This window comes from Polyangium spumosum, assembly GCF_009649845.1.
Classification (GTDB): domain Bacteria; phylum Myxococcota_A; class Polyangia; order Polyangiales; family Polyangiaceae; genus Polyangium; species Polyangium spumosum.
Map to the genome: position 1 here is coordinate 1,079,754 of NZ_WJIE01000001.1, position 13,276 is coordinate 1,093,029.

Consider the following 13,276-nt stretch of genomic DNA (forward strand, 5'->3'; position numbering starts at 1 on the left):
CGCGCGCTCATGGTCGGCAAGCTCAGCCCAGACGAGATCGAACGGGTCCTCGCGAACGAGATGATCGCCCACCTCGGCTGCCATGCGGGCGGGCGGACGTACGTCGTCCCGATCACGTACGCCTACGAAGACAGCTACATCTACGGGCACACGAGCGAGGGCCTGAAGCTCGCGATGATGCGCGAGAACCCCGAGGTGTGCGTGGAGGTCGAGAAGATCGAGGGGCCCGCGAACTGGCGGAGCGTGATCGCGTGGGGCACGTTCGAGGAGCTCACCGGGCCGGACGCCGCGCATGCGCTGCAGGTGCTCCTCGAGCGTTACTTCACGCGGCAAGCGAACTCGACGCCCCGCGGCCCGCTCGGCCCGCATCGCCAGGGCGCGGTTCATCCGGACGCACACCTCTATCGTATCCACCTCACCGAAAAGACCGGGCGGTTCGAGGACGGCGAACGAAAACGGCCTCGACCCACGCTGGTCCGTTAATCACCTCACATCGTTTTCCCCCTGTGGTTTTGGGTTCGTCCCGGCCGGCCTCCGTGGTAGACGCGGCGCAGAGGGACAACGATGCGCAGGACCACGAAGCTGACCTTGATGGCATTCGCCCTCCTTTCCACCGGCACGGGTTGTGAGCTCGTGGCCAAGGTGGATCGGAGCCAAATCGACCAGGGTGGCACCGGGACCGGGGCCAGCGGCGGCATGGGTGGCATGGGCCCGGGTTCGGGCGGCATGGGCGGCACCGGCGGCATGGGCGGCACCGGCGGCATGGGCGGGGATGGTGGAATGGGCGGCGCCGGGGGTATGGGCGGCGCCGGCGGAATGGGCGGCGTCGGGGGTATGGGCGGCGCCGGGGGTATGGGCGGCGCCGGGGGTATGGGCGGCGCGGGCGGAATGGGCGGCGCTGGTGGCGGCCCGCAGTGTACCACGCCCGCAGAATGCCCTCCCACGGGCAACGAATGCGTGACCGCGACCTGCGACGCGGGCGTATGCGGAACGACGTTCGTGAGCGCCGGGACGCCCCTCGCGGATCAGCAAGCCGGTGATTGCCAGGTCGAGCAATGCGACGGCGCCGGGAACGTGACGACGGTCGACGACGATAACGACCTGCCGGACGACAACAACGAGTGCACGGCGGACGCCTGCACGGACGGCGTCCCCTCGAATACGAACCTGGTGGCCGGCGCGGCGTGTGGCGCCGGCATGACCCTGGTCTGTGATGGCATGGGCGCGTGTGTTGGTTGCGCGCAGCCGACCGATTGCCCAGGTCCGGATACGGTCTGCCGGACCCGCACCTGCGTGGCCAGCATGTGCGGCCTCGATTTTGCGCCCGAGGGCACCGACGCGGGGGATCCGACGGACGGCGATTGCAAGCGGGATAGCTGCGACGGCAATGGCAACATCGTGGAGGCGGAGGACGCCACGGATCTGCCGGCCGACGACAACAACGCGTGCACCGTGGCGGCGTGTGATCCGACGAACGGGCCCGTGCAGGTCCCGGTCCCCGTCGACGACAACAACGTTTGCACGACGGATACGTGCGACCCGATGAGCGGCGTCTCGAACACGCCCGTCAACATCGACGACAACAACGTTTGCACGACGGACGCGTGTGATCCGGTGATGGGTGTCTCGAACACGCCCATCCCCATCGACGACGGCAACGCTTGCACGGCCGACGCCTGTGATCCGGTGACCGGCGTCTCGAATACGCCGCTGCCCGCGGGCACGGATTGCGGCAATGGCAACCAGTGCGACGGCATGGGCCAGTGTGTCGGCTGCGTCGACGCCATGGATTGCCCCGGCCAGGTCACCGAGTGCGGCGCGCCGGTCTGCAACATGGGCGTCTGCGGCATGGCGTACACGCCTTCGGGCACGCCGCTCGCGACGCAGATGCCCGGCGATTGCACGGCGTCCGTGTGTGACGGCATGGGCGGCACGACGACGGCGGCGGACGACGCCGACGTGCCGAATGACGGCAACGAGTGCACGCTCGACCTCTGCGACAACGGCACCCCGTCGAACCCGCCCCAGCCTGCGGGCGCGGCGTGCAACCAGAATGGTGGCACGCAATGTGACGGCATGGGGATGTGTGTCGCGGGGGCGGCGCCGACGGTCGTGGGCACGACGCCCGCCGACGGCGCGCTCGACGTCGCGGTGGGCTCGACGATCGCCGTCACGTTCAGCGAAGCGATGAACCCGGCCACGCTCACCGCGACGACGGAGACCGGGGCCTGCATCGGGTCGATCCAGATCTCGACGGACGATTTCGCGTCGTGCCTCGGGTTCGCGGCGGCCGCGCCGACGATGGGCATGGGCGACACCGTCGCGACGCTCGTGCCGGCGCCGGCCCTGTCGTATTTCACGGCGTACAAGATCCGCGTGACGACGGCGGCGCAGAATGCGTCGGGCACGCCGCTCGCCGCGGAGTACACGTCGGTGGACGGGTTCTTGACGGCGCAGCCGGACCTGACCACGTGCACGGGCTCGGTCGTGATCAGCCAGGTGTATGGCGGCGGTGGGAACAGCGGAGCGACGTTCACCCACGATTTCGTCGAGCTGCACAACCGCGGCGCGACGACCGTGGACATCACCGGGTGGAGCTTGCAATACACGAGCGCGACCGGCACCACCTGGAGCAACAACAACTTGGCGCTGAACGGGACGATCCCGGCAGGCGGCTATTTCCTGGTTCAGCTGACCTCTGGCGGAGCCACGGGCTCGCCGCTGCCCACCGCGGATCAGACGGGCAACATCAACATGTCCGGCACGAACGGCAAGCTGGCGCTCGTGAGCGATACGACCCCGCTTTCGGGGACGTGCCCGCTCGGAGGGGCTGTCGTGGACTTCATCGGATTCGGTCCGACCGTGAACTGCTCGGAGACCGCCCCGACCCCGGTCCTGTCGAACAGCCTCGCGGCGCACCGCAATGACGCAGGCTGCACGGACACCGGCAACAACTCGCTCGACTTCACCGTCGCGACGCCTGCGCCCCGCAACGCCTCGACGACTGCGCTCATGTGTAGCTGCGCCACGATCGGAGCAGTGAACGAATCGGACGACGCGCTGGAAATGGATTTCTGCAACGTCCAGTTCCCGCTGAGCGCCACCGTGCAGGCCGGCCAGGCGAGCCCGATCATCTACGGCCGCGTCTACGAGTCCGGCTTCACGGAGGCGGCCGGCGCGAGCGCCGACATCGTGGCCGAGCTCGGGTTTGGCGAGGCGACCATCAATCCGACCACCCAGAGCGGGTACACGTTCGTCCCGGCGACGTTCAACACCCAGTCCGGCAACGACGACGAGTACCAGGCCACGTTCACGGCCCCCGCGACGCCCGGCTCGTACCGGTACGTCTATCGCTTCAGCCGCGACGCCGGGTCGACCTGGACCTATTGCGACCTCGACGGCGCCGGCGCGAACGGCGGCCTCTCCTTCGAGGTCACCGAGCTCCCGGTCCTCAGCGTCATCCCCTGACGTCCCGCCCCTTCTCGTCGCCCCCCCGATGGGATATTCCTCGGGGGAGCGATGCGCCGAGACATTCTACGCCGTACCCTCCTCCTGGGCTTCGCCGCCCTGCCCGTCGCCGTCGTCGCGAGCCACGCGACCGCCGGTTGTGGCTCCGATCCGCCCGACGTCATTGGACAAACCACCGCGTCCGGAGGCGCGGGCGGCGCGGGGGGGAACGGGGGCGGCGGCGCGGGCTCGGTCGCCTCGGGCACGGGCGGCATGGGCGGCATGGGAGGCGCCGCCAGCTCGAGCAGCAGCGGGATGTTCATCGACGACGCGGGCCCGAAGGCCTGCCCCTCGGTCCCGAACACGCCGCCCATGGTCGCCGTGCCGGGCTGGGACGGAGACGCGTATTGCATCGACGCCACCGAGGTGACGAACGCGCACTACGTCGCCTGGCTCGAGAGCGCGCCGGACGTCGCGAGCCAGGTCCCCTATTGCGCGTCGAACCTCTCCTTCGCGCCCTCCGCAGGGATGCCGCCGAAGGACGATTACCCCGTCGGCAACGTCGACTGGTGCGACGCGTTCGCCTATTGCAAGGCCGTGGGCAAGCGGCTCTGCGGCCGCATCGGCGGCGGCCCGGCGCCGTATTATGCGCACGACGATCCCACGCGGAACCAGTGGTTCGGCGCTTGCAGCCACGGCGGCGCGCAAGGGTATCCTTATGGCCAGGCGTACGACGCGAACGCCTGCAACGTGAAGGACGCGGCCTACGGCGCCGTCTTGCCCGTGGGCACGCTCGCGAGCTGCGAGGGCGGCTTCCCCGGGATCGTCGACATGAGCGGGAACGTGTGGGAATGGGAGGACGCTTGTATCCCGTCCGACGGCGGCGCGGACATCTGCCGGCGCCGCGGCGGATCGTTCTCCAGCACGGCCGAGAACGTCGATTGTGACATCTCGAGCTCGCGCCCGCGCAACGCAGCGGAGGCGAACACGGGCTTCCGATGTTGCGCCGATTGAGCGCCGCGCGGGGGTGATCCTCCTCCGCTCTCCGGCGGAGCGGAGCCAGACGAACCCGTCCCTCGCCCGCTCCGCGGAGATCCCCCGGCGAGGACGCCCCTGATCCTCCCCCGCGCGCGGCCGGCGCTCGCCGAGGCGAGACGTGATCCTCCCGAGGTCACGGCCTGTTCGCCGGCAGATCACGTGTCTTCTCGGCGCCCGCTCGAGCCGCACGCCGGCAGATGCGGCGAGATCCGGGTCCTCCCACGAAGGGACCGGACCAGGATGACGATCCCCTCCGCTCGCGGTATAGCTCCGTCCACGCGCGGGGAAGAAGACCGCGCCCGCCACGCGTCCCTCGAGCCGCATGCCTCCCCTCTTTGCCTCCCCGATCCGCCGCGCCGCCCTCGTGGTCCTCGCTTCAGCCCTCGCCGGCTGCACGTCTGCCGAGACCCGCGAGAAGGAAGCCGCTCCGACCGCGCCGGCCTCGGCGTCGGCTGCGCCGAGCGTCGCCGCGCCCGCGCCGCCCCCGAAGGAGCCCGAGGCGCCCGCGCCCAAGGCATTCGCGCCCCTGCCGCCGCTCCCCGACGAGGATCTCTACCCGGACACGCTCGAGGAGCAACGTGAGGCGCTCTTCCGGCGCATGGTCTCCATGCTTCACGTCACGGACGAGCAAATGGCCACCGTTCGCGCCATTTTCCAGCGTTCGCCGGTGCTCGGCCAGGGCAACCCCAAGGTCACGAAACATCCGATGACCCGGAAGGCGTGCCGCGAGGCGCGCAACGCGGCCGGGGGGTTCGAGCAGGACGAACCGATGTGCGGCGCGCCGTTCATGGCGCCTGTTTATGACGGGCTCGCGGGGGAGAAGGAGGCGGACGCGCGGGTCTGCGTCGACCGCTACGAGTTCCCGGGCATCCCGTGCGAGCACCCGGTCACGGGCCCGACGGCGAAGGAGGCGGCCGAGCTCTGCGAGGCGATCGGCAAGCGGCTCTGCGACGCGCACGAATGGGAGGGCGCGTGCGCCGGCGCCGTCCACGCGCCCGAGCAGGAGTATTCGTTCGACAGGCCGCGCAAGGAATCGAAGGACCTGCACAATCGGGATCGCGAGCTCGTCTGGGCCTACGGCCGCGCGAAGGACCATTCGAAGTGCGCCACGAAGAGCCGGAAGAGCAAAGGGTGCACGTCGAGCGGATGGAAGCGCTGCGGGACGAACACGTTCCCGGCCGGATCCTTCCCGGAGTGCAGAAGCCCGTTCGGCGTGTACGATCAACACGGGAACGTGGCGGAGCACATGAACCTACCGCTGCGCCCCGGGGAGCTGACGAGCCGCGGGGGCACAGGTCAGACCGAGATGAAGGGGAGCTGGTTCATCTTCTCGGAGTTCGAGGCGCACCCGGACGATTGCCGGTGGCGCGCGCCCGACTGGCACGCGACCCGGGTGACGGATCCCAACAGCCACGGCAATTACCACCTCGGCTTCCGTTGCTGCAAATCGATCGGGAAATGACGGATCGGCTGTGCTACACCTCACGGCATGCGAATCGTCATCACTGGAGCGAACCGTGGCATCGGCCTGGAGCTCGCGCGCAGGTATCTCGACCGCGGCGACCACGTGGACGCCGCCGTCCGGAACCCGGAAGCGGCGCGCGAGCTCGCGGCGCTCGGCCGGGGCGCGGGCGGCAGGCTGCGTATCTTGACATGTGACGTAGGTGACGACACAAGCGTACGAACCTTTGCCACGGCGCTCGGTGACGTGGCGGTGGACGTGCTCATCAACAACGCGGGCATCCTCGGGAAGTGGGTTTCGCTCGCGGACCTCGATTTCGCGGACGTGACGCGCACCGTCGACACGAACGCGGTCGGGCCGCTGCGCGTCACGGCGGCGCTCTTGCCACACCTGCGGCGGAGCTCGATGCGCAAGATCGTGAACATGTCGAGCCGCATGGGCTCCATCGCCGAGAACACGGACGGCGGCGCCTACGCCTATCGAATGTCGAAGGCGGCGCTGAACATGGCGAACAAATCGATGTCGCTCGATCTGCGCGGCGAGGGCTTCACCGTGGTGGTCCTCCACCCGGACTGGGTGAAGACGGACATGGGCGGGCCCGATGCGCCGATATCGGTGGAGGAGTCGGCGGCGGGGATCGTCGCGCTCGTCGATCGGCTCACGATCGCCGATACGGGCGGCTTCTTCCATTTCCGCGGCCACACGCTCCCGTGGTGATCACTCCGCCGCTTTGCCGGTGAACAGGTCGAAGATCGTGACGTCGACGCTCGCCGCCAGGCCGACCTGCAAGGCGTGGGCGCCCGGCATGCTGAGCCCGGACTCCCAGGCGCGGAGCCCGGGCCGGAAGACGCCGTAAATCCCGAGGTTGAAGGGGCTGTCGAAGAGGCCCGCGCGCAGGTAGACGCCCGGCGCGAGCAGGGTGAGGAGCTGCGCCCCGGGCAGACGGCCATTCCGTTCGACGTCGTATTGCAGATAAGCGGCCGGATCGATGAGCGAGAAGAACGCGCCGAGGTTGTAACCGCCGCGCCCGCTCGCGAAATCGAGGCCGAGCGGCATGGTCAGGGTCGGGGCGACGACGTGGGGCACGCCGCCGCGCTCGGTGGTGGTCCCGTACGTGCCGAAGCGCAATTCGCCGCCGACGAACATGCCGGGGAACGCGTTGATCGAGAGGGTGGTGGCGCCGGGCGTGTTTTTCCGTCGCCAGCCGCCGATGGGCATGGCGGCCGCGTCGAGGGCCTCGGCGATCCGCGAAGGATCGGCCTCGAAGGCGATCGACGCGAAGAGGCCGCTGTGGCGCGCGATCGCGTCGAGCGGGCGGCAAGGCCCCTTCCCCGCGGCGCAGAGCTCCCTGCACGCCTCGTCCTGGCACATCCGCGTGAGATCGGCCCGCGCGGCCGCCACGACCCGCGCCACGACCCGCCCCCAATCCTCGGCGAGCGCCGCCTCGATCGTCTCGACGCTCCCCGCGAGGCGCCCGAGCTCGACCCGCGCCGCGGCGAAGTGCGGCGCGATCTCGCCGGGCGAACACGTGGCCGCCTTGCAGAGGCCCGGGAGCGGGGCGGCCTCGGAGAGGCGCTCGCCGGCCGCGACGAAGGCGACGGCGAGGTCGAGCGACGCGCGGGCGAGGACCACGGCGGCGCGCTGGAGGGCGAAGGATCGCGTTTGGCTCGCCAACCGCGACGTGTCACGGGCGTAGGCCTCGAGGGCCCGCACGATTTCACCGATCTTTTTGCCGTCGACGTCCACGCCGATCTGGAGGGCGGGCGGGGGCACGAGCCTGGGATCGATCGGCGCGCGGAGCGCCTCCGCGGCGGCTCGATAGGCCTCGAAGGCCATGAGCACGGCGCTCCAGCGGGTCGCGAGCTCGGCCGCGGGGAGACGCACGAAGCTCGACCACCGCACGATCGTCGAGAGCTTTTCGAGGGGCCCCGTGGCTTCGAGCGTGGTGAGCAGCGCCGCGTCCGGGTCGCCCGGGAGGTTCGGGTCCTTGCGGCGACACGCGCGGGCGGCGGGCGCGTCGAGGTCGGCGGAGAACACGGGGCAATCGCTCCGGGAAAAACCCCGGCCGACGAGGGTGAAGCAGGCGGGTGACGTGGTGAGCGCGGCGAGCAGGAGCGCCTCGGTCTCCTCGGCGCGGCCGGGCCGGGTCTGCCGGACGAGCTCGCCATACTCCTGGAAGACGTGCGGGAGGGAGGCGGCGCACGCCGCGATTTCGAGGCGCGGGCTGAAGAGCCGGCCGGGCGCGCCACGAAAGACACGATACCCGTTCACGCCGTCGATCTCGTCGCCGAAATGGGCGAGGCTCAAGGCCGCATTCGCGCCCGTGGAGAGGTCGGAGACGAGCTTGCCGGCCGCCGCGCGCAGGCGCGCCTCCGCGCCACAAGCGAGCCGCCGCCTCGCGCGGGCCTCGCAGGTGACGCGGTCGGGCGTGCTGGTTTCGCAGACGAGGGGGGCCGAAGGGTCTTCCTCGCAGGAGAAGAGCGTCCCGCCGAGGTTCATGTCGGCCCACAACGAGGTCCCGACGCCGAGGCCGAGCGCGACGCCGGGCCAGCCCTTCACGTCGGAGGCGACCGCGCCGCGTAGCGCGCCGAGCAAGCTCTCGCCGCCGCCATATTGCGCGAAATCGAGGCGACGGGTGGAGAGGGCGCAGGTCGTGGGCAACCAGTACGATCGAATCTCCCGATAGGGTTCGCCCTGCGCGCCGGCCGGCGTCTTCGCCCGTCCGCAGGCGTCCTCGTGCAATCGCTCGAGGAACCACGCGAGCGCCTCGCGCCGGGCCCTGTCGCCCACGAAGCTCGCGAGCGCCCGGACGCCGACGTCGAGCGTGGCCGCCGTGAACGCGGCGACCTCGAGGCCGGTGTGCTGCACGGTGAAGATCCGGGTCGCCGCCGCGGGCACCCCCAGCAGGGGCCATTGGCGGGCGAGGAGCGGATCGGCCTCGCCCATCTCGGCGAGGGAGAGGACGCTCCGATCCGCGAGGACGACGCGGATCGGGGCGAATTTCCTGGCCACGTGACGCGCGACGGCCTCGACGGAGCGGTGGTCCGCGATCACGGCCGCATTCGCCAGCGCGGGTGACGAGAACTCGCACATGTCGACCGGCGACGAGGCCGTGTCCCCTGCCCCGCAGAGCTCGGCGCAGAGCTCGCCGCGTAATCCCACGAGGCCACGCGCCGCCTCGTCGACCTTGCCCGCGACCTCTCGCCGCGCGGCGTCTTCGAGGGCCTTCTTCTCGCGTTTCACCGCCCCGAGCGCCGCGACCGTCCGCGCCTCGAACGGCCTCGCGACGAGGTCTTGCTCGAGCTTCTTTTGCCGCGCCTCGACGGCCTCGATCCCCTTGCGCTCGGCCACGAGCCGCGCCGCGGCCTTCTCGAGCGCGGCCTTCGGATCCTCGCCCGCCCCGCCCGCGCAGGACGCCCGCAAGGCGCGCGCGAACGAGACCAGCGATTCGACACGATCGACGTGGACCTGCACGGGATCCCCCGCGTCGTCCGGGCGCGTGGCCCCGCTCCCGGCCGGTATCACGGGCAGCGGAGCAGGCGCCGCATTCGCGGGAGGCGTGGGTTGATCCGAAGGGACGTCGACGAGCGTGACTTGCCCGGCGCTCGCGACGCCACCCGCGGCCGTGCCGAGGAGCGTGAGCCCGATTGCGACGATCGAATGTTTGGTCCTCGTCCTCATGGCGTCTCTTTGCAAGCAATCAAGCGCAAGCCATCGCGGCTTCCATGCTGGCGAGCACCGACGGGGCGGCGAGCGCCTGGGCCCGGCCGCCGCCGCTCGGGCCGGGGCCGAGGTAGATGCCGACCACCGCCACGGGTGGCCCCTCGCCGACGAGCGCGACCACGGGCCCGCCGCTCATGCCGATGCGGCCCTGACGATCGAGCAGGACCCGCGCATCGGCCGGCCTCGCCCGCGCCGGCACGACCACGGGCGGCCGCGGCGCCTCGTTTCCCAGGGGATACCCCCATATCTGCGCGGCGACGGGCGCGTCGAGCGTGGCCATGCGCAGCGCGCTCGTGCAGCGCGCGTTCACGCGGACGACCGCCACGTCGTCGGCCGCGACGCCGCCCGACGGAAACGCGATGGCGACGGTCTCGAGCTCGATCCACCGGCCGCCCGAGAGCACCTTGACCGAGACCTCCGAGGGCGCCGCGCCTCCCGCGAGCCCGACGACGTGCCGGGCCGTGACGACCGAGGAGAGCCAGTCCGCGATGAAGAAGCCCGTCCCCGGCGCCGCCCAGGTCTTGCCGAAGCGCGCGCGGACGCGGACGACGGGGCCGTCGAGCGGAGGCTCGACCGGCTCGGCCGCGGCGACGCGGAGCATCTGCGCCACGTGGCTCATCGGCCGGGCCCTCGCGCGGGCGCGCCTTCGTGAGGGGCAGGGCGGGGCGAGGCGTTCACCACGCCTCATCTTAACGCGCCTTCCCCCGGAAAGCGCGTTTGCTGCGAACGGCGCGCGTGGTGGCCCGGCCCTCATCGCGGCGCCGGATACGCCACGAGGAGCTCGGGCGAGATCCGGCGCTCCTCGGCGATGAGGCCATAGGTCTCGGCCGTCTTGCGCGGCGTGCGGTTCTTCTGCGGATCCGCGGGGTCGACCGCATAGAGCCCGTGACGCCGGTTCGTGCCCTGGTTCCAGGCATAACCGTCGAGCAGGCTCCAGAAAAAATACCCGCGCAGGTCGATCCCCTCTCGCACGGCGCGGCTCGCCCAGGCGAGGTGCCGGACGAGGTAACTCGGCCCCGCGTCGTCGTCGTCCTCCGGGTGATCGAGCCCATTGCCCGCGACGAAGAGCGGCAATCCATAGCTGCGCTGGGCGAGCGAGAGCATCTCGTAGAGGCCCTCGGGGTCCTCCGCGCCCGGGCGCACGTCGAACGGATCGAACGTGCCGAGCGGCGAGAGCTCGTGGAGCAAGGGCACGCTCGTGCCCTTCACCGTCAAGGGCGCTCGATACGTGACGCCGAGCCAATCCATGCGGCCCTCCAGATCGGCGCGCCGCGCGCTCTTTCCCGCGAGCTCCGCGTCGAGCTCCCCCCGCGCGACGGCGTCGAGGTAAGCGAGGTTGTACAGGTAAAACAGGTTTTTGGCGGCCTTCACGTCGAGCGTGTTCGTCGGCTCGGCCGGGGACGCGGGCGTCATGCCGTACACGAGGCCGACGTCGGAGGGCGCTCCGTCGCCGTCGGCGTCGACCACGTCGTTCGCCTTGACCGCGTCGTACATGCGCGCGTGCGCCTCGACGAGCGCGACGAACACCTCCTTGGCCTCGCCAAGCGCGAGGGACACCGCCGGCGGATGGCTGCGCTCGACGCTCGGAGCGAGGTAACCGGCGTGCAGGACCGCAAAAGGCTCGTTCAGGGTGGCCCAGCGATCGACGTCCGCGCCGAACTCCCGCGCGACGAAGGCCGCGTACTTGGCGATCTCGGCGACGGTGCGCTCGCGATCGAGCCACCCCCGCGGCGAACACGCGGCGAGGTTCAGGTGGCACCCGACGCTGTCGTGAATCCACCCGGGCAGCGTACCGTGATTCAGGGTGACGATGGGGGACATGCCGCGCACCCGGAGGCCGGCGAGCATGGCGTGGTAATGCGCGAGCGTGGCCTCGTCCGCCACGGCCCGCAGCGCCTCGTACCCCGTGATCCCCTCGGTCGACGCCGGGAAGACGCGGCTCCACTCGATGCTGAAGCGAAACGCGCCATTGTGCAGCTCGCCCCGCGCCCGATCGAGATCCATGTCGTAGAGCTCCCAGAACCCGGGGCCGACGACGGCGGGATCTTGCCCGGACAGGTATGCCTTGGCGGAGCCCGTCGTCGCGGGGGAGGTCGCGAACGCATACCAATCCGATCCGTTATCGACGCAACCACCGAGGCCGGGCGTCGGGCAGCCCATGTCGACCTGGAAACCGCCGATCGCGGTGCCGAACAGAAACCCCTCGGGAAACGAAAGATCCTCGGCCAGCTCGGGGACCTCGGCCTCCGGAGGGTCCTCCCCGCACGCGGCCAGCAGAATCATCATCGGTATGGCGAGGCGGAAAACGGTTCTCATGAAGGCGAAACCTATCATGGAACGGAAAAACCGCTGGGTGAGGGAATTCGGAAAACCTGCGTATGATCCAGCCCCGACGAACCCTCACACAATGGAGCGTCCGCCGTCCACGGCGAGCACCTGCCCCGTCACGAAGTGGTTTTTCGCAAAAAACAAAACCGCGCGCGCCACGTCGGAAGGCTCGCCGATCCGCCCGAGCGGTATCTTCCGCAGCATCCGCTCGCGCCGCTCGTCGTCGGCGTCCTCGGGCGGCAGGACCGTACCCGGCGAAACCACGTTGACGCGCACGTCGGGCGCGAGCGCCAGGGAAAGCCCCTGCATCACCGAGACGAGCGCGGCCTTGGAGATCGAATACGGGATGTAATGCTTGAAGGGCCGCTCCGCGCTGACGCAGCCGATCGCCACGACGGCCCCCTTCGCCGCGCGGAGCTCCGGCGCGAGCGCGAGCGTGAGCAGATAAGGCGCCGTCGCGTTCAACGCCATCGCACGATCCCAGGCGCCCGCGTCGAGCGCGTCCGGCGATACCCGCTCGAAATTGGCAGCGTTGTGCACGAGCAGGTCGATCCTGCCCGCGCCGAACCGCCGCGCCCGGGCCGCGAGGCCGCTCACCCCCGTACGGTCCGAAAGGTCGGCCCGATGGAGCTCGACACGCGCGCCCCGCGAAAGGAGGTGCTCGCGCGCCTCGCGCGCGGCCTCCTCGCTCGCCGCATAATGAATGAGGACGTCGTATCCGTCGTCGACGAGCGCCTCCACGATCGTCCGCCCCACACGCACCGCTCCGCCCGTGACGAGCGCGATACGTCCGCTCTCCTGATCGCTCATGCCGGAGAGCCTACCGCGCCCCCGACGCGGGCGCGCCCCACAGGCACGTTTTCCCACGTCGAGCCCCCGATTCGCTTGACGAGCGAGCGGCCAGCCGGTCGAATACGCCCCAGGCCCCGAAGAGGAGGATTCAGATGGCGAACGGCGAACTCGAAATCGTCAAAGTCCGCGAAGGACAGGGCGCAGAGGCCCAGGCTGGAAACACGGTCTCGGTCCACTACGTGGGTACGCTCACGGACGGCACCAAGTTCGACAGCTCCCGCGACCGGGGCAAGCCCTTCCAGTTCCCGCTCGGCGCCGGGAGGGTGATCAAGGGCTGGGACCAGGGCGTGGCCGGGATGAAGGTGGGCGAGATCCGCAAGCTCACGATCCCGGGGCACCTGGCCTACGGCGAGCGCGGCTTCCCGGGGCTCATCCCGCCGAACGCGACGCTCGTCTTCGAGGTCGAGCTGCTCGGCGTGTCCTGAG

Annotated in this window: 10 protein-coding genes; 6 read left to right on the forward strand and 4 right to left on the reverse strand. The window is 70.5% G+C overall.

Features of this window, described 5'->3' with window-relative positions:
* Positions 1 to 9 precede the first annotated feature (9 nt).
* From GF068_RS04590 to GF068_RS04610, 5 genes are all read left to right on the forward strand, one after another.
* Positions 10 to 483, forward strand: coding sequence for a pyridoxamine 5'-phosphate oxidase family protein (locus GF068_RS04590; RefSeq protein WP_153818023.1), 474 nt, complete (start codon positions 10 to 12; stop codon positions 481 to 483).
* Between the two features lie 81 nt (positions 484 to 564).
* On the forward strand, positions 565 to 3,468 hold the full coding sequence (locus GF068_RS04595; RefSeq protein WP_153818024.1) for an Ig-like domain-containing protein: 2,904 nt from the start codon (positions 565 to 567) through the stop codon (positions 3,466 to 3,468).
* Positions 3,469 to 3,519: 51 nt separating this feature from the next.
* Entirely contained in the window at positions 3,520 to 4,461 is a 942-nt protein-coding gene (locus GF068_RS04600; RefSeq protein WP_153818025.1) for a formylglycine-generating enzyme family protein, read from the forward strand.
* A gap of 346 nt (positions 4,462 to 4,807) precedes the next feature.
* On the forward strand, positions 4,808 to 5,947 hold the full coding sequence (locus GF068_RS04605) for an SUMF1/EgtB/PvdO family nonheme iron enzyme (RefSeq protein ID WP_153818026.1): 1,140 nt from the start codon (positions 4,808 to 4,810) through the stop codon (positions 5,945 to 5,947).
* A gap of 27 nt (positions 5,948 to 5,974) precedes the next feature.
* The gene (locus tag GF068_RS04610) at positions 5,975 to 6,664 is read left to right on the forward strand and encodes an SDR family oxidoreductase (RefSeq protein WP_153818027.1); all 690 of its coding nucleotides are present in this window, start codon (positions 5,975 to 5,977) and stop codon (positions 6,662 to 6,664) included.
* On the opposite strand, the gene GF068_RS04615 is transcribed toward GF068_RS04610, so the two are convergent.
* From GF068_RS04615 to GF068_RS04630, 4 genes are all read right to left on the reverse strand, one after another.
* Positions 6,665 to 9,628, reverse strand: a complete 2,964-nt coding sequence (locus GF068_RS04615; RefSeq protein WP_153818028.1) for a hypothetical protein — start codon at positions 9,626 to 9,628, stop codon at positions 6,665 to 6,667. It lies immediately after the preceding gene.
* 19 nt (positions 9,629 to 9,647) lie between these two features.
* Positions 9,648 to 10,289, reverse strand: a complete 642-nt coding sequence (locus GF068_RS04620; RefSeq protein ID WP_170319301.1) for a S1 family peptidase — start codon at positions 10,287 to 10,289, stop codon at positions 9,648 to 9,650.
* A gap of 131 nt (positions 10,290 to 10,420) precedes the next feature.
* Positions 10,421 to 11,986 carry a glycoside hydrolase family 1 protein gene (locus tag GF068_RS04625; RefSeq protein ID WP_170319302.1) on the reverse strand — a complete coding sequence of 522 codons (1,566 nt, stop codon included), beginning with the start codon at positions 11,984 to 11,986 and terminating at the stop codon, positions 10,421 to 10,423.
* An 84-nt stretch (positions 11,987 to 12,070) separates the two neighbouring features.
* Positions 12,071 to 12,808: an SDR family oxidoreductase gene (locus GF068_RS04630; protein ID WP_153818031.1), complete on the reverse strand. Its 738-nt coding sequence runs from the start codon at positions 12,806 to 12,808 to the stop codon at positions 12,071 to 12,073.
* 134 nt (positions 12,809 to 12,942) lie between these two features.
* On the opposite strand from GF068_RS04630, the gene GF068_RS04635 reads away from it, so the two are divergent.
* Entirely contained in the window at positions 12,943 to 13,275 is a 333-nt protein-coding gene (locus GF068_RS04635; protein WP_153818032.1) for an FKBP-type peptidyl-prolyl cis-trans isomerase, read from the forward strand.
* Position 13,276: the final 1 nt, after the last annotated feature.

Excerpts from the sequence above, each read along its gene's own strand:
- GF068_RS04590 (WP_153818023.1), top strand. The coding sequence starts at position 10 with ATGGTCGGCAAGCTCAGCCCAGACGAGATCGAACGGGTCCTCGCGAAC.
- GF068_RS04595 (WP_153818024.1), top strand. The coding sequence starts at position 565 with ATGCGCAGGACCACGAAGCTGACCTTGATGGCATTCGCCCTCCTTTCC.
- GF068_RS04600 (WP_153818025.1), top strand. The coding sequence starts at position 3,520 with ATGCGCCGAGACATTCTACGCCGTACCCTCCTCCTGGGCTTCGCCGCC.
- GF068_RS04605 (WP_153818026.1), top strand. The coding sequence starts at position 4,808 with ATGCCTCCCCTCTTTGCCTCCCCGATCCGCCGCGCCGCCCTCGTGGTC.
- GF068_RS04610 (WP_153818027.1), top strand. The coding sequence starts at position 5,975 with ATGCGAATCGTCATCACTGGAGCGAACCGTGGCATCGGCCTGGAGCTC.
- GF068_RS04615 (WP_153818028.1), bottom strand. The coding sequence starts at position 9,628 with ATGAGGACGAGGACCAAACATTCGATCGTCGCAATCGGGCTCACGCTC.
- GF068_RS04620 (WP_170319301.1), bottom strand. The coding sequence starts at position 10,289 with ATGAGCCACGTGGCGCAGATGCTCCGCGTCGCCGCGGCCGAGCCGGTC.
- GF068_RS04625 (WP_170319302.1), bottom strand. The coding sequence starts at position 11,986 with ATGAGAACCGTTTTCCGCCTCGCCATACCGATGATGATTCTGCTGGCC.
- GF068_RS04630 (WP_153818031.1), bottom strand. The coding sequence starts at position 12,808 with ATGAGCGATCAGGAGAGCGGACGTATCGCGCTCGTCACGGGCGGAGCG.
- GF068_RS04635 (WP_153818032.1), top strand. The coding sequence starts at position 12,943 with ATGGCGAACGGCGAACTCGAAATCGTCAAAGTCCGCGAAGGACAGGGC.